Raw genomic sequence first — 21112 nt, forward strand, 5'->3', positions numbered from 1 at the left:
TTAGCTTTGCTCCCACCATTTGGCCCAGGTTTTTCCCAACTGATTCAAATTTACTTTCTCTCCTATTTTAGGCAGGGTTATAGCTAGTCTATTTGTTTCGGCCAGTAAAGATACCTGTTGTAAAGGTTCATACCAGGGATGTTGTGCAAGCTTAAATTTAGAGTGGTGTACAGGCATAAAATTCGCCGCCTTTAATTCCTGTACCTCTTTAATAATTTCATTAGGTAATGAGTGGATATAAGGCCAGTTTTCATTGTACTGTCCGCATTCAAGCAAGGCTAAATCAAAAGGCCCAAATTGCTCTCCTATACTTTTAAAATGTGGTCCGTAACCACTATCACCGCCCAGAAAGATTTTTTTAGTAGGTGTTTGTAAAACAAAAGAAGTCCAAAGCGAAATGTTTCGGGCAAAAAGCCTGCCCGAAAAATGCCTGGCTGGTGTTAAAGTAATGCTAAAACCTGTTGCTAGATCAACACGTTCATACCAGTTCTTTTCGATCAGTTTAGTTTTATCCCAGCCCCAGTATTCAAAATGCTGCGCCACGCCTAAACCACAAATCACTTGATTTACTTTGTCTTTTAACAGCTGTATGGTTTTATAATCCAGATGATCCCAGTGATCATGCGAAATCAACAGTACATCAATATGGGGCATATCAGCAACCTGGTAATAATTGCTTCCTGCAAAGGCTTTTACAGAACCCGGTAAAGGTGATGCACTGCCACTAAAAACAGGATCAATTAAAAACTTCAATCCATCTACCTGTGTAAAATAAGAGCTGTGTCCAAACCAGATCAGTACATTCTCATCAGGTAACAAATTTTTAAGATCTGTTTTTATAAAAGGGATTGGATGCACAGGACTGGTTTCAGGATGTTTACCCAAAAAATTCCAAAGCACCTTTAACATACTCTGGCCTTCTGCCAAGGCCGGTGTAGGTTCCTGGTTTTGAAATTGCCCGTCTTTATAATTAGAAAGTGTTTTAAAATAGTGTTTCCGTTCTGTATCAGGAAATTGACCCATCTTTTTCTTTAAACTCATTTACTTTGTTCTTTTTAAAATGCAGACCAGTTTTTATTCATCCTGCATTAGCGAATTGAATGTACAAAAATATCAGCTTGCAAAAGTCTATGCCTAAACATTTAACAGTTAAATGAAACTTCTGCGGTTAAAAATCCTCAATCTAATTCCTTATTTTTGCAGCATAATGATTTCAATAAACAATTTAAGTTTTTTAATTGGCTCAAGAGCCTTATATGACGAAGCAGACTGGCATATTAAACCCGGAGATAAAGTTGGTTTAATTGGGGCAAACGGCACAGGAAAATCTACGCTTTTAAAGCTGATCGTGGGCGATTACACGCCTACTTCGGGCAGTATTTCTATGGCAAAAGATCTTAGGATCGGCTACCTGAACCAGGATTTGCTTTCTATAGACTCGCACCACAGCATTTTACATGTGGCCATGGAGGCATTTGAACGTCAGAATAAGCTGCACGATGAGATTGAAGAACTTTTAAAAGTTATAGAAACCGATTACAGTGAAGATGTACTGAACAAGTTGGCAGAAAAACAACATGAGTTTGATGCTTTAGACGGTTATAATATAGAATACAGAGCACATGAGGTTTTGGCGGGTCTGGGTTTTAGCGATGAAGACCAGTTGCGTCCATTAAACACATTTTCTGGTGGATGGCGCATGCGGGTAATGTTAGCCAAGATCTTATTACAGGATCCTGACATCTTACTATTAGATGAGCCTACCAACCACATGGACTTACCTTCCATTAAGTGGTTGGAAACTTATTTGGGCTCTTTTGAAGGCGCTATTGTGATCGTATCTCACGACAGATATTTCTTAGACCGGATCATTAATAAAACTGTAGAATCAAGAAAAGGCAAGCTTACTGTTTATGCAGGTAATTACACTTATTATCTAGAAGAAAAAGCTTTGCGTTCAGAAATACAACGTGGCGAGTACAAAAACCAACAGGCTAAAATTAAGCAGGAAGAGCGTTTAATTGAACGCTTTAAAGCTAAAGCGAGCAAGGCTAAAATGGCCCAGTCACGTATGAAAGCGTTGGAGAAATTAGATCGGGTTGAGGATGTAGATGATGATAACCCTACGGTAAACTTCAGCTTTAAATTCTCCAAACCTTCTGGCCGTCATGTTGTGCGCTTAGAAAACGTGAGCAAAAGCTATCCTAACATAAATATTCTAGAAAATGCAGAAGCAATCATAGAAAAAGGGGATAAAATTGCTTTGATTGGCGCCAATGGTAAAGGTAAATCTACCTTATTGCGTATTATTGCCGGCACCGAACCTTTTAGCGGAAAAAGTGAACATGGGCATAACGTTACTGAAACATTTTTTGCACAGCACCAGTTAGAATCGCTTCATTTAGATAATTCTATTTTAGAAGAATTGCAGGCCTTTGCGCCTAAACATACCGATACAGAGTTACGTGGTATTTTAGGTTGTTTTCTGTTTACCGGCGATGATGTATTTAAAAAGATAAAAGTGCTTTCAGGAGGTGAGAAATCGCGGGTAGCTTTGGCCAAATCGCTTACTACAGATTCTAATTTTCTGATTCTGGATGAGCCTACCAACCATCTGGATATACAATCTGTTAATATTCTGATACAGGCTTTACAACAGTACGAAGGTACTTTTATTACTGTATCGCACGACAGGTATTTCTTAGATAACATAGCCAATAAGATCTGGTTTATTGAGGGCGAAAAAATTAAGGAATATCCAGGTACTTATGCCGAGTTTGAAGAATGGGATGCCAAAAGGGTAAAACCTGCGCCAAAACCTATTCCCGTAAAACAGGAAGAAAGCAAACCTAAGGCTATAACTACCCCTGCTCCTAATGTACAGCAGCAACTTAAAAAGTTAAATGATCAGCTTAAAAAAGTTGAAGAAGAAATTTCAGTATTCGAGATAAACGTAAAGAAACTGGAAGCAGAACTTGCACGTGAGGAGGTTTTTAGTGACCCGAAGAAATTAGAAGAAGTAAATCTGCAATACCTTACCGAAAAAGAACTTTTAAACGCTGCTCAAAACGGCTGGGAAGAGCTTGCTTCTGAAATCATGACTTTAGAAGGTTAATTCCTTCATTTCTACATCTGACCCTTAATTATGAATAAAGATTGTATATTTAAGATCTTTAAGCTTTTATAATTAATGGTCAGATTTTTATTTTTTGCTTTACTACTTTTTACAGTACAGGGGCTTAAAGCTCAGAATCAGGTTTACGAGAATAAAGTTTTTAAATCTAATCTGAAAACCGTTCAATGCTATAACAGCCAGAAAGAGCAGTCTTTTCCTATCATCAATTTAAAGAGTAACGAAACCATCACTTTTGCTTTTGATGATTTAGATGGCGGGCAGAAAAATTACAGCTATACCATAGAACATTGTACCTATGACTGGAAATCGTCCAGGTTAAATACAATGGATTATCTCGAGACTTTTAAAGAAGATATTATTTTCAATTATAAATACTCCTTTAATACATTGGTAAAATTTACCAATTACCGTTTAACACTGCCTAATGATCAGATTAAACCTAAAATTGCAGGTAATTATATTTTAAAGGTGTATGAAAATAACAAACCCGAAAACGTGGTAATTACGCAACGTTTTTATATTAGCAATAATACGGTTAATGTGGGTGCAGAAGTTGTTCCAAGTACCGATGTTGCCAATCGCAACACTAAACAAAAGGTCAATTTCACTATTTTTCATCAGATACCTATTGCAAACCCCAACTCAGATATTAAAGCGGTGGTTATGCAGAACAATATTCCTTACAGTAAAATTGTAAATACCAAACCCTTATACATCAGACAAGGCTCATTGGTTTATGATGAATTAAACGCCAATGAATTTTGGGGTAGTAATGAATTCAGAAAATTTGATACCCGCAGCTTCAGGTACAATGCAGAACATGTTGCAGATATTTACCGGGACAGTATCCAGAATGTGATTTTATCTACAGATCTGGCCAATAAATCTTCAAGGTACAGCAACCAGTTTGACGAAAATGGCAATTTCTTTATTAGAAATACTGATGGAAGGGATAACATAACAGATAGTGATTATGCGGCTGTTTACTTTACCTTGAGTGCAACGCCTCCAACAGCTGGCGGCACGGCATACATTGTGGGTGCATTTAACAATTATGCTTTAACCAATGAGAACAAGCTTACCTACGATGAAGCAAAAGGCAGATTTCATGGCAAGATCAAACTTAAACAGGGTTTATATGATTTTAAATACATCTGGTTAGATGAAAATAACAAAATCAATGAAACAGCCTTTGAAGGTTCGTTTTTCGAAACAGAGAACAACTATCAGGTACTGGTTTATCACCGTAGGCCAGGTAGCAGATTTGATGACCTGATAGGTTTTGCCAATATCAACAATGTAAAAAATGCTAAATAGTTGGTGCACATCTCAACAATAAAAAAGGTTGTTTAAAAACCACTCCTGCTTAGTTTAAGCTCAATTAGTGTGATTTTTAAACAACCTGCCTTAAAAAGATCTCTGCTATTCTTATTTATTCTTTAGCAAATCGCGAATCTCAGTAAGCAATACCTGCTCTTGAGTAGGTGCTGGTGGAGCTGCCGGTGCTGGTTCTTCTTTTCTTCTTAATTGATTAATCCCTTTTACCATTAAGAATACTGCAAAAGCTAATAAAATAAAATTGATTGCGACTGTAATAAAGTTACCATAAGCAAAAACAACGGCATTTTCTACAGCTTGAGCATCGGCTAAAGCCATTCCGTCTTTAATGCCGCTTGTTGGATCTTTTAAAACTAAGTACATATTACTAAAATCTGGCGAACCAATAATAGCAGAAACAATTGGCATTACAAGGTCTTTTACAACACTATCAACAATTTTTCCAAATGCACCTCCAATAATTACCCCAACTGCAAGATCCATTACATTGCCTTTAACGGCAAATTCTTTAAATTCTTTTACAAATCCCATAAGTAATTTCTGTTTAAATTTTTAAAACTCTATTTTAAAATAAACTCCTAAAAGTAGTTTATAAAATTAAATTAATAAAAAAAATCTAAAGCATTTATGTATTTTTGAAAACTTTAACCACTCGTCAGGTATGCTAAAACAAAATCTTCAGCAAAAACTGTTACAAAAACTTTCACCTCAGCAAATTCAATTCATCAAATTGTTGCAGGTACCAACTGTTGCTTTAGATACGCGTATCAAAGAAGAATTAGAAGAAAATCCTGCATTAGAAGATTCGAGCTTAATTTCTTTAGATGAACCTAAAGGCGAATATGACGATCTTAATGATGACAAACAGGATTATGACGAGAACAGTGGTGAAGAAAGTTCTTTAGATGAGTTTAATGTAGATGATTATCTACAGGATGATGATTCAAGCGATTACAGCACCTCTTTTAATAACGGCGATGATGATGACGATAAAAAGGAAACACCTATAGCGGTTGAAAGCACTTTTTTTGAAAGCCTTCAGCAACAATTGGATCTGGTACCTCTGTCTAATCAGGATTTTGTAATTGGCAAGCAAATTATTGGCAGTCTTGATGATGATGGTTATTTACGCAGACCCATCACATCCATGATAGATGACCTGGCCTTTTCGCAAAATGTAATTGTTGAGGAAGATGATGTAGTAGAAATGCTTAAGGTGATCCAGAATTTTGATCCGGCGGGCATTGCAGCCAGAGATCTGCAGGAATGTTTAAGCTTACAATTAAAACGAAAAGACACTTCAAATCCCATCATTAAAAAAGCGATTGAGGTTGTTGAACATCATTTAGAAGAATTTACCAAAAAACATTACGATAAACTTGAAAAATCTGTAGGTATTAGCAGTGAAGAGTTAAAAGAAGTGGTTAATGAGATCTTAAAGCTTAATCCTAAGCCGGGAGACTCAAACCAGGTTACTACAAAACAGCTACAAATTATACCCGATTTTCATATCAGCAATAACGATGGCACTTTAATTTTAACGTTAAATGCCCGTAATGCTCCTGAGTTGCGAGTTAGCCGCTCTTATATGGAAATGTTTGATCATTATGAGAAAGCCTCTCAAAAAGATAAAAAACTTAAAGAAGCAGTACAGTTTGTTAAACAGAAATTGGACTCTGCCAAATGGTTTATTGATGCTATTAAGCAAAGACAACAAACTTTATTGAAAACGATGAATGCCATTATGCATTATCAGTATGAGTATTTTTTAACCGGCGATGAGCGTAAGCTTAAGCCTATGATCTTAAAAGATATTGCTGATAAAATTGATATGGATATTTCAACGGTTTCGCGTGTAGCCAATTCTAAATATGTGCAAACAGAATTTGGTACTTTTCTGCTAAAATCTTTCTTTTCTGAAGCTATACAAACAGAAAGCGGAGAAGAAGTTTCAAACAAAGAGGTTAAAAAAATTCTTGAAGACTGCATTAACAAAGAGGATAAACGTAAGCCTCTTGCTGATGAGAAGTTAACAGAAATCCTGAAAGAACATGGTTATAATATAGCCAGAAGAACTGTTGCTAAATACCGTGAGCAGATGAATATTCCGGTAGCAAGGCTACGCAAAGAGCTATAATCTTATTCTTGCTGTAATTTCATGAGAACCAGAGGTAATACTCTTGATCTCTGATGTGGTATAATCATAAGTATAACCCACACTTACCTTATTCATCACATCAAAACCAAATGAACCTGTAAAAGCATCGTTTTTACGGTAACCGGCTGCTAACCAAACCAGGTTCTTATAGCCTACCTTTAAATTTACGTCAAATGCTTTGGGCATAGGGTTTACATATTTCAGCATTACAGAGGGTAGCACTGAAAAGTTGGTATTTACCCAAAACCTGTATCCAGCGGTAACAAAATAATGTGCGGCATCTTTACCTTCTGTGTACTCACCATCAAATGCAAGTTTATTTTTAATCATCTGCTGCATTGAGGCACCAACATAATAGCCCGATCCATATAAATAAATACCCGCATTTAAATCTGGTGTGTATTTATTAATTTGTTCTGAAGTTCCTACCACCGGGTCATCAGGTTCCTCAAATTTTAATGCAGCATTATCTAAACCAAGTCTGTTAACTCCTGCCCCAAAACCAACCGCAAGATTAGCCACATTTGCAATAGACAAATGATAAGCATAAGTAAAATTTGCTGTTAATCTGGTCAAAGGTCCCGTTTTATCGCTCAAAAAAACCACACCTATTGCATGGTGCGATAAAGAAGACTGATAATCAAACATTTCATCTTTGGTTTCAGGATCATTAATTCCCAGATCACTCGCCGTATAAGTAGCCATATCTCCGCCAAAAGAAACAGGCATGCTCATGGTTAAATAAGCTGTTTTGGGTGCACTCTCCACTTTCTGCCACTGGTTACGCAGCCCCATCCTGATGTCTATACCATTGTACATTCCTGTAACAGCAGGGTTAATTACCGACATATTTTGCTGGTATTGCGAATAATGGGGCTTTTGCTGTGCATATGCACTTAATGCAGCAGATAGTAAAACGACCAATCCTGTTAATCTGTATTTAATTCCCATCATCTTAAAACCGTTACAGAACCTGTGTATCTTTTTCGCCCGTTATTAGGCTCAATAATGTAATAATAAACTCCAACAGGAACATCTATCCCGTTAAAACGTCCGTCCCATGGCGTGGTATAAGGTTTGGCAAAGAATACCTTTTGCCCGTAACGATTAAATATGGTTACTGTGCCTTCTTTAATTGTTTCTAAATATTTAATATTCCAGGTATCGTTTTTCCCATCGCCATTTGGACTAAATACATTAGGTATATCTGGATTTTCATGTACAAATACATTAAAAGTTTTATAGGTGGTGCATTTATCAGATTTTACTTCTAAAGTATAAGTAGTAGTTTTATCCGGACTTGCCACAGGATTTAGCTCTGTATCGCTACTTAATCCATCTGATGGCGACCATTTATAAATAAGTTTGTTACCTGTTACCCCCACATTGAACTTTTTCTCTCCGCCCAGTATGATATGCATATCATCACCTTTTATAATTTGTGGATTTTCATTTACTTCAATGCTAAAGGTCTTTTCATCCGTACAGGCATGGTCTGTGGTAAATACCACTTTAATATCAAATTTACCAGGCCCTGCTATTGCGGGACTAAACAATCCTGATGCTGACACGCCTTTACCTGTAAACACAGCATTTACAGGTACATTATTCTCATTATTAAATATCAGTTGTACCGGACTGTCATATTCACAAAGAGGTGGTACATTTTCAATCTTTACCACAGGTGCAGGATAAACTGTTACCTGTATAGGATTAGAAGTGGTATAACAGTTCTGACCTGAGTAAGCCACCATTACCACATTATAAGTTTCAATTTTACCTGTATTAGGATACTTATGGGAGAAAATCTGTCCCGGTTGCGGTTTGCTATATGCAACTGTTGAGGCTGTATTGTTTTTACCTGCTTTATAATCAAAAATCCATTCTACCCTTGTAATAGACCCGAAGCTAACTGAACTGTTTTGTTCAAATAAGATTTCGCTATTGGTACAAAACGTTTGGTCTGATTTAGCTTTGATTTCTGTAATAAGTGGAGTTGCTCCATTAATTACTACTTGTTTGGTCAATGTTACCGAACAACCATTTAGATCTGTAGCTGTTACCTTTACCGTATATTTACCTACACTGTTATACTTATGCTTAGGATTTTGTAAAGTACGTTGTGAAAGGTCATTTGAACCATCGCCAAAATCCCATGACCATGCAGTGATATTTCCAGAAAGCACACGACCTTCAAAACTTACCATATCTGCCACACATGATTCAGGCAAATCAAAATCTACTGTTGGAGATAAATTAACTACGATGTCTTTTTCTATTGTTTGAGAACACATTCCACCGGTCGTTGCAGTCAGTTTTACTTTATAAGTACCTTCTTTAGTATAAACATGTTCGGGGGTTTCACTGGTAACAATAGCCGTACCATCGCCAAAATCCCATTGATAAGCTATAGCCGTATTTTGCGGAACCAGAGTTTTATTGATAAAAGTTAGTTTATTACCCGAACAGCCTATAGCTGGTATTTCAAAATCTGCAACCGGCAGATCTATAATCATAATTTTTTTGGTGATAAAAAGCGCACAGCCCGTTTCTGTGGTACCGTATAATTTGATTTCCTTTTCGCCGGGAGTTGTATAAGCATGCTTAGTATCTTTATCTGTTGAGATTTCACCATCTCCAAAATCCCATTTCCAGTTCTGGGTTGTATTGGTAATACCTAATGACAGGTTTTTAAAATCGATTGAAGCGTTGATACAGGCAGCGGCAGGAAGAGAAAAATCAGGTTTAAACACATCAAATTTAGTAGAAATTACCTGTTCACTGGAACAATCTTTACCTGCAGGCGGAACTACAGTAGCCGTAAGTTCAAAGGTACCTCCTTGCGCAAAATAACTGGCAGGAACATTATACTTGTATAAATAGTAAGTTGTACCATCAACAACATATGTGGTATAGGCAGGTGTATTAATGGTTTCTACTTTCTTACCATTATTTAAATTCCAAATGATCTTATCTGTTAGGAAAGGTAATTGCAATACGCTTTCAAAATCTGTTCCCGCACAAAAATTAGTTGAAGCAACGCTACTACCCTGCTCAAACATTTTAATATTTGAGCTAAGGTTTTTTAAATCTGTACCTGCTAAATAAGCATAAGATTCTACTGTACCATAGCCATAAGCAATGGCTACGAAACCGCCATCTGCTTTTAATCTATGTTGCGCAGCCATACCGGTAACATCAATAACCGCATAACTGTAATCACTGTTAGGTATGGTTTTAAAACTCCCGTTAAAATTATTTCCATCTAAAGTAAAACCATTAATATCTGCTGTTTTGATAATGATGTTTAAGTAATAATTTATAATGTTGGTATTTACTCCTGTTACACTATTTAACTTTGAATATACCGTTATATCCTTCAATGTTTGCTCTATAGGATTCAATATGGTCATTTCCGGATCGCCGGGAAAAGGCTGATTGGGGGTTTGAATTGGATGATTATTAATATTACAGGTTTGTGAGGTCTGATATTGTGCTACAGCTATAGGATGATCAGACTTAATAACATTGGCTGTTTTTGAAGAAAATGTAATCATACTTCCCTTTGAATAAGGGTTTTTTAGTGTAATTCCATTTACAGTGCTTGTACTTCCGTTAATATTAACTGTGGTATTATCTTCTGCTACTATTATCCTTATCACATCGCTGTTCCCATGTTCAGTATTGTAAAAGGGTGCCGAAACAAAGTTTTTACCCCATGAAGAAACCGGAAACATCTGCTGTAAAAGGTTATCTCCTCCACTTGGGTTGCGGCTACTTCCACTTTCACAAAATGCCGTCCAAGTACTACCAGAGAATACGGCAAAAGCTTTACAGTTGGTAGATTTAATATAAGTTCCCGAAACGTCTCCTGAAGCTTGAAACTGATAAATTTCACCTTTATTTAAGGTCAACTGAAATGCCTGCCCCGCTTTGCGGTTTGCATTTGAACTGGTTTGTGTAGGTAATATTTCCAATTTAGTATTGTCTTCAATACTTACAATGGTAAACTGCGAATAAGGAGGTATATTAGCTGTACCGCCATTCTCATAAGAAAATGTATAATATTGGTTTTCTAAAGCTGATGTGGGCAAAACCAGTGTAGATCCCGTACGGGCATTATTAGATATAACCTCATACAGAGAAACAGGTTGAGTTGTAGTAACATGAACAGCTTTATTTTTTTCAACCTGGTCAGAAGTTCCTATATAAACATCAACTGTATTAGGGTTAATAAAAACAGGTGTAACCACATTAGCAGTTACTGTGCCGCTGGCAATTACTTTTGTTCCAATCGTTACGGTATAATCGGTATTTACATCTGATGAGAGGAAAAGCGTCATCCTTGAAGCCAGACCATCTATATGCCCGGTATAGGCTAACCAGAAATCGGTGCCTTTATTGGATGTATATTGTGCAAACGCACCGTGTATATTTAAAACAATAAAAAAGCTAAGAACCCAAAAGCCTTTGCACTTGCTAAAAATGCTATTAAGCATACAATAAAAATCAGTTAATAGTTTGTTGGGCAAAACAATGAGCGCTATTTTTGCCTTATGCTAAAAACAGAAGGAATACCTGCAAAGACTTGTTACCGTTCTTTTTCTTAAGCTAAGAAAGCAAACTTTGCCTTGCTATAAATTCTAATTGTTTGTTGGCTATCAGCAGTTTTTCAGTTAACTCCTTGTTTTCTTTACGCAAGTTATATATTTCTATGGCTTTGTCAATATTAATCTTCAAATCTTCTAATATCCACGGTTTCTGAATATATCTATAAACTTCGCCTTTGTTAATAGCATCTATTACAGCATCAATATCTGTATAACCTGTTAAAATCATTCTTATAGGGTCCGGATGTACCGCTAATATCGAAGCTAAAAATTCAACTCCGGTGGTTTTTGGCATCCTTTGATCAGAAATGATGACCTGAATATCTTCAGTTTCAAGTATTTTTTTGCCTTCCTCTGCAGATTCGGCCGTAAAAACTTTATACATTCTTCTGAAGGTAGCCATAAACGCACTTAAATTATGTGGTTCATCGTCAACGTATAGTATATTTGCGCTCATATATTGGTAATAAAAAGTTAAAATTACCTTTTTAATGTTACTCTAAAAAACTAATTTAGTTGTTTTAATATTGTAACGACTAAATTATTTAAAAGTTTATTTTTTTACTAAATGTTTTCTAAAACTAAATCGGAAATAATACCCGGCTCGCTATTAGCTCATCTCCATAATACCGATTTTACTTACACACCCGTTTTTTTCGATTTAAATATAGAAGAGCAAAAAGAAAATTTGCTTGATCTCTTAGAAAACAACAATCGTATTGAAGTATTTGACTCTATAATTGCACAGGTTTCAGAATATTTAAAATGTGTTAAACCTGGTTTAGCGCTCTTACCAAAAGCAGAGCTTGAAAAACTGGTTGAGCAAAGATTTGCCGAAAGATCAACCGATTATTATGGACTGTGGGTGTTCTATCCCTGGAATAATCGCCTTGTTCACCTTTTAAACGAAGAAGAATTTTGTGAGGTTAGAACTAACCGAAATAAGTATAAAATAACTTCAGAAGAACAACACACCCTGTCTCAAAAAAAGATTGGTATAATGGGTCTTTCGGTTGGACAGTCTGTTGCCTTAACTCTGGCTATGGAGCGCGGTTTTGGCGAGTTACGCATAGCCGATTTCGATTTACTGGATTTAAGTAATTTAAACCGTATCAGAACAGCAGCACACAATATTGGTTTACCTAAAACTGTAATTGTAGCCCGCGAAATTGCCGAACTGGACCCTTACCTAAAAGTTACCTGCTTTCATGAAGGTATCACTGCTAACAATCTAGATGTTTTCTTAAACGGAAATGGCAAACTGGATTTGCTTATAGATGAATGCGACAGTTTTGACATTAAAATAAATGCCAGAAAAAAAGCTAAAGCATTAGGCATACCTGTATTAATGGAAGGTAGTGACAGAGGTACAATAGACATAGAACGTTTTGATCTGGAACCGCAAAGACCTGTGTTACATGGTATGGTTGACCATTTAGATATGGACAATTATGCAAACCTGAAAACCATGGAAGAAAGGTTACCTTATATTAGTGCTGTTACCGGAATTGAAACGCTTTCTCCACGTATGAAAGCTTCTGCTGTAGAACTTATGGCTACCATCTCTACCTGGCCGCAACTGGCCAGTGCTGTAACTTTTGGCGGTGGTGTTTCTGCTGATCTTTCAAGAAAAATATTACTTCATCAATTAGATATTTCAGGAAGATTTTTCCTTGATCTGGATGAACTGATCAGTGATCCTGATAAAACGGAACAGAAACAAGATCATCAGGAGATTAAACCATGGTCTGTAACAGATATTGAAACTTATATTCAGGATAACAGTTTTGATCAGTATGTTCACAGTGGCATCAATTTAGAAGAAAAAGAGCTTGCCTTGCTTATAGAAGCAGCCCGTAAGGCACCATCAGGTGGGAATAACCAACCATGGAGGTGGCATTATCAAAACAGAACATTACACTTATTTCTTGAAGAAAGTTCTGCTCAGGCTTATTTAGATCCTGCATTTATTTCTTCATATATCTCTTTAGGTGCTGCAATAGAAAATCTTTTGTTAACCGCAGCCACACTTAAGCTTAAAGTAAACTGGCAGTTTACACCTCTTTTGGCGCCTAAACACATTGCATTATTTAGTTTTGAAAGAGGTTTTGAAGCCAATGATCTGCAACTCAGCCTTGCTGCACAAATAACAAACAGACATACCAACAGAAAAATCACGCCTAAACAGTTAATATCTACAGATAAACTGGAATATTTGGGCGGATTAGCAGAAGATATTGATGGCATCAGCTGTAAGTTTATTAGTGATACCGAAAAAATTGCACTCATTTCTAATATTGCTGCTCATTGTGATTTGTTACGTATGTTTATACCTGAAGCATACCATGATTTCGTAAACAGGGAAATGCGATGGAATTTAGATGAGGTAAACTCTACAGAAGATGGTATAGGCATACATACCTTAGATCTTGGCAATACAGACCAGGTGGGCATCAAATTGGCTAAGGATGCAAAAGCGATACAATTTTTAAAAACGATAAACGGAGGAAGCGGATTTAAACGCCTTACCAGAGATCAGTTGATGGCCTCTTCGTGTTTAGGTTTAATTTCTGCAAGTGATATGAGTACTGTTTCTTACCTCAAGGCAGGTCTTGCTGCCGAAAGGTTATGGTTAGGTGCTACAGATATAGAAATACAGGTACACCCTTTAAATGTACCACTGATCTTCTTTTACAAAAATTCCATTGAAAATAATTTAAGTATCGATTCTTTTGAAAAAGAGAAATTATTTAATTTGGAAAGCGATTTAAGAGGTATTTTTGAGCTTGATGAGCAGCAGCAACCTATGTTTATGTTTAGATTATTTATAGCCAGTTCTTCACCTGAAAGAACCATAAGAAAATCAACTTATAAAATATTTTCAAGTGGAAGAGAATAAACCAGAGATCACAGATTTATACTTTAAAGCGTTTAGAGCGGTTGAAGACAGGGCGTCCTGCATGAAATTTATTGAGGGGCATACGCATGTATTGGAAATATTTGGAATTACACAAATTACCTCTGCAAAAATAGATTGGGTATTAAATCCAGATGTATATGTTGTACAGGTTTCTGCAGAAGAAGGCGGAAAAGCATTAGGTGGTGGCCGTATTCACATGGCTAACAGAAAGCAACCTTTACCCATTGAAGACGCTGTAGGTGAGATGGATAGCAGAATTTATGGCTTGGTAGATCAGCAGGTTGAGATCGGTATCGGAGAATTTTGTGGCTTATGGAATTCATGGGAAATTGCAGGGCTTGGTGTAGGAAGTATTCATTTAGGTCGTACTTTTATTGCTCTGGCGCATACTTTAAAGCTAAAAACTTTATTGGGTTTATGTGCTCCGGCTACTTACCGCAATTCTTTAAGAGTGGGTTTCAGAGTGCTTAAAGAGCTAGGTGTTGATGGTAAGTTTTATTATCCAGCCGAAGATCTGACAGCTACCGGGTTAATTATTGAAGATCTGGAAAACCTGCCCCTTGCCGTAGAAGAAGAACGTTTGGCCATACAGAAATTAAGAACAAAAGAATTAACAAAAACAACCATAACCACCTCAAAAGGCAATGAAATAACTTTGCACTTCGACCTTCTCTAAAATGAAAGTAGTTAAATTTATCATTCTCATATTTTCGCTATTTTTCTTTGGAAAGAGCTTTGGGCAAAGCAAACTGCAACTCTATCCCCTTTCAGATAGTACAACTTATACCATAAATGATGTTATTGCACACAGTGATAAATTTCATGGTGTGAGTTCAAACCTGTTGAATTTAGGATTAGGCCATAAGAATGTATGGCTTAAAATTATCAATCCTAAAGCCGCCGACATGGAATCTTTGCTGATTGACCAGTCGAGACTTAGTTATCTAAATCTTTATTTCGTAAAAGACCAAAAGGTAGTTAAAACCATAGCTTTAAGTGGTACCCAACTGGTTCCCTGTTCTAAAGAAATAGGAAATGTTAAGATTTTTAAGATCAATGAGTTTCAAGGAAATACAGATCTCTATTTAAACCTGATTTCTAAAGAAATCTTTCTGGCTCCTGTTATGCTCAACACAAAAGCTGAGAATACTGCCCTGCTCATGAACAGAGATGTTTATTTTGGTCTTTATACAGGTGCCGTACTCATCATGTTTGTTTACAACTTATTTCTTTTTTTAAGTGTAAGAGACAAAAACTATTTCCTGTATATTTCTTATATGCTGTTTACCTGGCTAACCCAGATATCTATTATGGGCTACGCTACCAAGTTTTTTTGGCATAACAGCAATTGGATGCACCAGCATTCAGTCGTTATTTTTTCTATACTAGGTTTAATTTTTGGTATTTACTTTACTTTAAATTTCCTGAAAGTACAGCAATACATACCTAAACTGGCGGTATATTTTAAAATATTATTGATTGTTTCCATTGTTGTACTTGTTCTGTCTGTATCTACAGGTTCAAGTGTATTTTTTCCTATTATGCAGTTATTAACGCTTTTAAGCTGCATTTTGGCCTATATCTCTGCTATTATCATTTATTTTAAAAAGAAATACTCACCTGCACGTTATTATCTTATTGCCTGGTCTATTCTGATAATAGGTGTAATTCTGTTCCTGATTAAAGACTATGAGATTATACCCTATAACAACTTTACTATCTATATGCTCCAGATTGCCACTGTGGTAGAAATATCACTGCTTTCTTTTGCACTTGCAGACAGTATTAACTTTGTAAAGAAAGAGAACGAAAGCATACAGAAACAGGCGCTTGCTACTTCTCTTGAAAATCAAAAGCTTATCCAGGAACAAAATATTATTTTGGAGCAAAAAGTTAAGGAGCGAACAGAAGAATTAGAAGAGATCAATCACACTTTAAACCATACTTTAACTAACCTTAAATCTACTCAGTCGCAACTGGTAGATGCCGAAAAAATGGCTGCTTTAGGTCAGTTAACTGCAGGTATTGCACATGAGATTAACAACCCTATAAACTTTGTTACTTCTAATATCAAACCTTTACAATTAGATATTGACGATCTGAGAGAAATCATCAGTAAGTATGAACATCTGGATCCTGAAGGAGATATAACACAGCAATTAAAACAAATCAACGACTTTAAGAAACAAATAGATCTTGATTTTGTCAATAAAGAAATTACTTCTCTCCTTTCGGGGATTAGTGAAGGTGCGAAACGAACAGCCGAAATTATCAGAAGTTTAAGGAATTTCAGTCGCGTAGATGAAACGGATATGAAGCCTGTAGATCTGAATGAAGGTTTGGCTTCTACTCTGGTATTGGTACGGAACAATATTCCCGATAACCTTACCGTTATTAAGGAATTCGGCGTAATACCTAAGGTAGAATGCTTACCGGGAAAAATCAATCAGGTTTTCATGAATTTGGTTTCTAATGCCATACAGGCTATTAAATCTAAAAATGAACCTGATGTAGAAGAGTTTTTAACTGTAAAGACCTGGAGCATTGATGACCAGGTATTTATCAGCATAAAGGATAGTGGAACAGGAATGACAGAAGAAGTGAGAAATAAGATTTTTGAACCCTTTTTTACCACAAAAGATATTGGAGAAGGTACCGGTTTAGGATTGTCTATTGTGTTTGGGATTATTGAAAAACATAAAGGAAACATAGAAGTTATTTCACAGCTGGGTGAAGGAACAGAATTTATTATTACCTTGCATACTAATCTACCAAACTAAATTAATACTTATATGAGTTCTACTACCGTAAGGGTTTTGTACATTGATGATGAAGAAAACAATCTTCAGGCATTTAGAGCCAGCTTTAGAAGGCAGTACGAAATTTATACTGCTATCTCGGCACAAGAGGGATTAGAAATCTTGCAGAACATTGAAATGCATGTTATCATTGCAGATCAGAAAATGCCCAACACCACAGGTGTAGAATTCTTTAAAAGTATTGTACATACACACCCAGATCCTATCCGTATTTTACTAACCGGATATACTGATATAGAAGCTTTAGCTGATGCGATTAATCATGGAGATATTTACCGCTATATTCAGAAACCCTGGAACGATTTAGAACTGCATAATTCTATCAAAAATGCTTATGACGCCTATAAATCTAAAATAGATTTACGCAACAAAATGCAGGAACTTGAAAAAACCAATGACGAGCTGAACCGCTTTATTTATAGTATCTCGCATGAGTTAAGAGCTCCTTTGGTATCAGTTCTGGGTATCTTGAATTTAGTAAAGATGGAAGGTTTATATAATTCAAGCGGTGAGTACTGGGGCTTAATAGAAGCCTGCTCTAATAAACTGGACTACTATATCCAAAAAACGCTACAATATTATAAGAATGCAAAAAATGTAGAAGAAAAGAGCGATATAGATTTTGAAAGTTTATTGAAAGAACTGATAGATCTGTACACTTATATTGACATAGAAACTGTATTTACCTTAAATGTAAACCAGCCTGTAAAATTTAAAGGCGATATTTTCAGAGTTGAAGTTATATTGGGCAACCTGATCTCAAACGCTGTGAAATATCAGAAACAAACAGAAACTCATAAAAAAGTTAATATAAATATAGATGTAAACGCCTTTGAAGCTATAATTACCATACATGATAATGGTATCGGTATTTTAAAAGAACATCTCGAAAAAATATTCAGTCAGTTCTTTAAAGGCAATGCTTTAAACGGCAGCGGTTTAGGATTATTTATCGTAAAAGAAGCTTTAAATAAGATAAATGGTAAAATAACCGTTAATTCAACAATAGAAGAAGGAACAACTTTTAAAATTAACATTCCTAATGCAAACTAGAACCGAAAAAGTGATGCTGATTGACGACAATGATATTGATCTTAAGATCAATTCAAAGGTTATTGCATTATCTAAACTTTTTGATGATATTATTATATGCAGATCTGGCGCTGAGGGGCTTTCTTATATCAAAAAGCATATCAACCACCCTAACCTGCTTCCTCAGTTTATCTTACTGGATATACAAATGCCTGAAATGGATGGGTTTGAGTTTTTAGAACTCTATAAAAATCTGCCGCTTTCTTTTCTTAACAGCTGCAAGCTCGCTATTTTATCTTCAACTTTAGATTTTGGTGATATTAAAAAGGCCGAGGCAAATCCTTATGTAGTGCGTTTGCTCAAAAAACCTTTGTATCCTAATGAGCTGGAAGAGGTATTGAAAGCTACCTTTAACTCTGCGCATTAATTTAAACTAATTAGATCTTTTTACAGGTATATCATTTCTTGAAAAGTATATTCAAGAGTAATAAATTAATATAAATGGTAAAGTCTGGCAAATTGCCAGACTTTAGTGTTTTAGTTCATAAAAAGATAGACTTTCATTTTCTGAGATAGAGCCTAGCCCCATAATCATACTGTTCCAGTTCCTTACTGTTACAAGTATTAATCCCTACTTTTGATCTTTTAGACAGCTCAAGAAATATAGGTACTATAAGACCAATACATTAATATGAACATCCCTAAGAGTCTGACTATCTCCAATGGATAACCTTTATCTTTCTTAATTATCTTTTCTATCGCAAAACCTAAGGATACAAGAATACTTACTACCATTAAAAATTGTAATAATATCAAGGATAAATCTATTTTTAACAAACTAAATATGATTGACACAACTGACATACTCAATAAAAGCCCTAATATTGATGGTCTTATATACACCCCCTTCCTACTTTGTAGAGTATAAAAACCCAAAGGGAAATATAGTATTCCTAAAATAAAAGCACTGATTACAGAAATATAATCATAATTTGAATGGCTAATACTTGTTATTAATCTGGATACGATATATACAAATACCAATAAAAGTTCTATATAATTAATTAATCTCATTTTTTTGGTTTATCACATATTGAAATACAAATATTATTTCTAAAACAATGATTTAAATATCAAAACAATTCCTAAAACAATTCCCAGAACTGCTCCTACGTATAGCTTAATATCATTTCCAAAACCACCTCTATACCCATTTTTTGTTTCTTTAAGCATATGGAATAATAACCAAATACTAAAAAAAAGAAAGGCAGCTCCTACTAAAAGCATCATTATTTCATCAGCGTTCATTATTTTTTCTTTTGGCTATATGAACAATTTATATTTTAACGTTTATTCCAGATAAATCGAGTAATAATTATCATAATTATACTTGCCAATATTAATGAGGTATTTAGTAAAGTGTCAATCAAAAATTGACCATTAAATTTCCCTATAAATAAAGTTGCAATCATATTTAGTAGAGGGATATCATGAAAGAAAGGTATTATTGATAAGTTGAATGTTATTAATAATAGAGCTAACAATAAAACTGATTTTCCACTAAAGAGTTATTTATTATTTATATCTGTTCTTTTTTCTTCTTAGGAGATACCTTGTATAAAATCCTCCCAACTATAATCTGCTTCAAGATTAACTTTGTAGGCTTTTCCTATAAACTTATCTGTATTTGATGTTTTAAACTCGACTTCATCCTCTAATATAGTTAACGAGATTTCAGACTTTGATATGATAAGGGGCTCCCTCATTCTATTTTGAAAATAGAACTTTAGTTTATCATCTTCAAATATTACAATTTCTTCAAACTCTTTTCCAGCTTTTTTTACAGCCAATAATATGGAAATAAGAGACATAATAGATACTAGCAAATAGGCGATCGGTTTATTTATATACATATTTAACCCTGTAAAAATAAAAATACTAAGTATAACAGCGATAACGGTGTAGGCTGTATAAGCTCCAGTTTTTATTCTTTTAAAACGAAATACTCTCATTTTTTTCTTTTGGCTATATAGCCAATTTCAATTAATGTTTACTCCAAATAAATCAAGTAATAAAAAAACGATTAATCAATTTATCATTAAATAAACAGAGACAAAAGACAAGATTAAATAAGTCCAGGTTAATAAAAGTCCGTTTAGATTTTCTTTGGAGGATATTTTTTCAAATTTCTCTGAAATTATTTTCCTTCTTTTATAGAACCGATTATAATTCAAATAAAAGATTAAAAGAAGAATTGGCAAGAATATATATACTGCTCCTTCTTTAGTGGCTTTGAATTCTATGTATTTGTTTATATAAATAAAAGGAACCATAATATTAAAAAACTGTAATACACAAAAGGCTATACATGCATTATAATATGAATTATCCATATTTTTTTCATTCTTTAATATGACATGTAGAAAATAAAAGATTTTTTCCATTTTAAAATTTATTTGATTATTCTAGTTTTATCTGGGTACTTATGAATAGGTGATCGCTGATAACCATCAATATTTTTATCAGGAACTGCACTATCTAATAATGTATAAAAAGCAAGTCCCATAATTCCCCCAGCCTTGGCTGCAATTATATATGAAATTGTGGATAAGCCTATATTAAGCTTAGTTTTATCCGCCTTTTCCCGCATTACCCATATAATGATAATAGCCGTTTAGCTTAGAGCTATAAGTTCCATTTTGAATTATCCAATTAGCATCATCAACATAGTTTTTAAGATTATAAGCAGATTTACCTGTAACCTTCATTATTTGGTCAGCGTGTTTACCAAAATGCGTAACAGCTTCATCACCTCCGAATTTAAAAAACTTCGTTCCCTCCTTAGCGGCAGGTAAAGACAAGCCTTTTCCCGCAATATAACTTTGCGCATTTAATGATGTCGCTATCACATCTTCTGGATTTTCGGAAGTTATTTCTTAAAAAAGAAGCAAATCTCCCTATAGGCGTATAATCAAGTAAACCCAAGTATTTTTCTAAAAATTGAGTTGTTCTTATATCTCCCTCCTGCAACAGCAAACAGCGGTTTAGCTACTTTCGATAATTGCAAAACTTTCTGTTCCTATTAATTTAATATTAAAG

Annotated in this window: 16 protein-coding genes; 8 read left to right on the forward strand and 8 right to left on the reverse strand. The window is 35.0% G+C overall.

Annotated elements, in window-relative coordinates:
* A complete protein-coding gene (locus MMF97_RS13125) occupies nt 1–1041 on the reverse strand; it encodes an MBL fold metallo-hydrolase (protein ID WP_243362917.1) in 1041 nt (346 codons plus the stop codon).
* A gap of 166 nt (nt 1042–1207) precedes the next feature.
* Here MMF97_RS13125 and MMF97_RS13130 point away from each other — a divergent pair, with 166 nt between their 5' ends.
* Together MMF97_RS13130 and MMF97_RS13135 are read left to right on the forward strand one after the other, a co-directional pair.
* Nucleotides 1208–3115, forward strand: coding sequence for an ABC-F family ATP-binding cassette domain-containing protein (locus MMF97_RS13130; RefSeq protein ID WP_243362918.1), 1908 nt, complete (start codon nt 1208–1210; stop codon nt 3113–3115).
* A 75-nt stretch (nt 3116–3190) separates the two neighbouring features.
* Entirely contained in the window at nt 3191–4453 is a 1263-nt protein-coding gene (locus MMF97_RS13135) for a type IX secretion system plug protein (RefSeq protein ID WP_243362920.1), read from the forward strand.
* Between the two features lie 111 nt (nt 4454–4564).
* Here MMF97_RS13135 and mscL read toward each other — a convergent pair whose 3' ends face one another.
* Complete coding sequence (mscL, locus tag MMF97_RS13140) at nt 4565–5005, reverse strand: large conductance mechanosensitive channel protein MscL (RefSeq protein ID WP_243362922.1); 441 nt, start codon at nt 5003–5005, stop codon at nt 4565–4567.
* 130 nt (nt 5006–5135) lie between these two features.
* Here mscL and rpoN point away from each other — a divergent pair, with 130 nt between their 5' ends.
* Nucleotides 5136–6611, forward strand: coding sequence for an RNA polymerase factor sigma-54 (rpoN, locus tag MMF97_RS13145; protein ID WP_243362923.1), 1476 nt, complete (start codon nt 5136–5138; stop codon nt 6609–6611).
* Here the strand turns inward: rpoN and MMF97_RS13150 are convergent.
* The 3 genes from MMF97_RS13150 to MMF97_RS13160 form a co-directional block, all read right to left on the reverse strand.
* Nucleotides 6606–7586, reverse strand: coding sequence for a PorP/SprF family type IX secretion system membrane protein (locus MMF97_RS13150; protein ID WP_243362924.1), 981 nt, complete (start codon nt 7584–7586; stop codon nt 6606–6608). The genes rpoN and MMF97_RS13150 overlap by 6 nt on opposite strands.
* Nucleotides 7583–11131 carry a PKD domain-containing protein gene (locus MMF97_RS13155; protein WP_243362925.1) on the reverse strand — a complete coding sequence of 1183 codons (3549 nt, stop codon included), beginning with the start codon at nt 11129–11131 and terminating at the stop codon, nt 7583–7585. Before MMF97_RS13155 ends, MMF97_RS13150 begins: the two co-directional genes overlap by 4 nt.
* Nucleotides 11132–11243: 112 nt before the next feature.
* Nucleotides 11244–11699 carry a response regulator gene (locus tag MMF97_RS13160; RefSeq protein WP_243362926.1) on the reverse strand — a complete coding sequence of 152 codons (456 nt, stop codon included), beginning with the start codon at nt 11697–11699 and terminating at the stop codon, nt 11244–11246.
* Nucleotides 11700–11810: 111 nt separating this feature from the next.
* Between MMF97_RS13160 and MMF97_RS13165 the strand changes: the two genes are divergently transcribed.
* The 5 genes from MMF97_RS13165 to MMF97_RS13185 are packed head-to-tail and all read left to right on the forward strand — an operon-like array spanning nt 11811 to nt 18440.
* The gene (locus MMF97_RS13165) at nt 11811–14141 is read left to right on the forward strand and encodes an Rv1355c family protein (RefSeq protein WP_243362927.1); all 2331 of its coding nucleotides are present in this window, start codon (nt 11811–11813) and stop codon (nt 14139–14141) included.
* Nucleotides 14128–14838: a hypothetical protein gene (locus MMF97_RS13170; protein ID WP_243362928.1), complete on the forward strand. Its 711-nt coding sequence runs from the start codon at nt 14128–14130 to the stop codon at nt 14836–14838. Before MMF97_RS13165 ends, MMF97_RS13170 begins: the two co-directional genes overlap by 14 nt.
* A 1-nt stretch (nt 14839) precedes the next feature.
* Complete coding sequence (locus MMF97_RS13175; RefSeq protein ID WP_243362929.1) at nt 14840–16942, forward strand: sensor histidine kinase; 2103 nt, start codon at nt 14840–14842, stop codon at nt 16940–16942.
* A 12-nt stretch (nt 16943–16954) separates the two neighbouring features.
* Nucleotides 16955–18034 carry a hybrid sensor histidine kinase/response regulator gene (locus tag MMF97_RS13180; RefSeq protein WP_243362930.1) on the forward strand — a complete coding sequence of 360 codons (1080 nt, stop codon included), beginning with the start codon at nt 16955–16957 and terminating at the stop codon, nt 18032–18034.
* The gene (locus MMF97_RS13185) at nt 18024–18440 is read left to right on the forward strand and encodes a response regulator (protein WP_243362933.1); all 417 of its coding nucleotides are present in this window, start codon (nt 18024–18026) and stop codon (nt 18438–18440) included. Before MMF97_RS13180 ends, MMF97_RS13185 begins: the two co-directional genes overlap by 11 nt.
* Nucleotides 18441–19126: 686 nt before the next feature.
* On the opposite strand, the gene MMF97_RS13190 is transcribed toward MMF97_RS13185, so the two are convergent.
* The 3 genes from MMF97_RS13190 to MMF97_RS13200 all read right to left on the reverse strand — a co-directional run bounded on the left by MMF97_RS13190 (nt 19127) and on the right by MMF97_RS13200 (nt 20922).
* Nucleotides 19127–19321: a hypothetical protein gene (locus tag MMF97_RS13190; protein WP_243362934.1), complete on the reverse strand. Its 195-nt coding sequence runs from the start codon at nt 19319–19321 to the stop codon at nt 19127–19129.
* 293 nt (nt 19322–19614) lie between these two features.
* Nucleotides 19615–20025, reverse strand: coding sequence for a hypothetical protein (locus MMF97_RS13195; protein ID WP_243362935.1), 411 nt, complete (start codon nt 20023–20025; stop codon nt 19615–19617).
* A 618-nt stretch (nt 20026–20643) separates the two neighbouring features.
* Complete coding sequence (locus MMF97_RS13200) at nt 20644–20922, reverse strand: hypothetical protein (protein ID WP_243362936.1); 279 nt, start codon at nt 20920–20922, stop codon at nt 20644–20646.
* Nucleotides 20923–21112 lie beyond the last annotated feature (190 nt).

This window comes from Pedobacter montanisoli (assembly GCF_022809115.1).
Classification (GTDB): domain Bacteria; phylum Bacteroidota; class Bacteroidia; order Sphingobacteriales; family Sphingobacteriaceae; genus Pedobacter; species Pedobacter montanisoli.

What these genes read in the sequence shown, in the direction of transcription:
- MMF97_RS13175 (WP_243362929.1), top strand. Translation starts at nt 14,840, where the DNA reads ATGAAAGTAGTTAAATTTATCATTCTCATATTTTCGCTATTTTTCTTT.
- MMF97_RS13165 (WP_243362927.1), top strand. Translation starts at nt 11,811, where the DNA reads ATGTTTTCTAAAACTAAATCGGAAATAATACCCGGCTCGCTATTAGCT.
- MMF97_RS13190 (WP_243362934.1), bottom strand. Translation starts at nt 19,321, where the DNA reads ATGAACGCTGATGAAATAATGATGCTTTTAGTAGGAGCTGCCTTTCTT.
- MMF97_RS13150 (WP_243362924.1), bottom strand. Translation starts at nt 7,586, where the DNA reads ATGATGGGAATTAAATACAGATTAACAGGATTGGTCGTTTTACTATCT.
- MMF97_RS13130 (WP_243362918.1), top strand. Translation starts at nt 1,208, where the DNA reads ATGATTTCAATAAACAATTTAAGTTTTTTAATTGGCTCAAGAGCCTTA.
- mscL (WP_243362922.1), bottom strand. Translation starts at nt 5,005, where the DNA reads ATGGGATTTGTAAAAGAATTTAAAGAATTTGCCGTTAAAGGCAATGTA.
- MMF97_RS13125 (WP_243362917.1), bottom strand. Translation starts at nt 1,041, where the DNA reads ATGAGTTTAAAGAAAAAGATGGGTCAATTTCCTGATACAGAACGGAAA.
- MMF97_RS13160 (WP_243362926.1), bottom strand. Translation starts at nt 11,699, where the DNA reads ATGAGCGCAAATATACTATACGTTGACGATGAACCACATAATTTAAGT.
- MMF97_RS13185 (WP_243362933.1), top strand. Translation starts at nt 18,024, where the DNA reads ATGCAAACTAGAACCGAAAAAGTGATGCTGATTGACGACAATGATATT.
- MMF97_RS13180 (WP_243362930.1), top strand. Translation starts at nt 16,955, where the DNA reads ATGAGTTCTACTACCGTAAGGGTTTTGTACATTGATGATGAAGAAAAC.
- rpoN (WP_243362923.1), top strand. Translation starts at nt 5,136, where the DNA reads ATGCTAAAACAAAATCTTCAGCAAAAACTGTTACAAAAACTTTCACCT.
- MMF97_RS13155 (WP_243362925.1), bottom strand. Translation starts at nt 11,131, where the DNA reads ATGCTTAATAGCATTTTTAGCAAGTGCAAAGGCTTTTGGGTTCTTAGC.
- MMF97_RS13135 (WP_243362920.1), top strand. Translation starts at nt 3,191, where the DNA reads ATGGTCAGATTTTTATTTTTTGCTTTACTACTTTTTACAGTACAGGGG.
- MMF97_RS13195 (WP_243362935.1), bottom strand. Translation starts at nt 20,025, where the DNA reads ATGAGAGTATTTCGTTTTAAAAGAATAAAAACTGGAGCTTATACAGCC.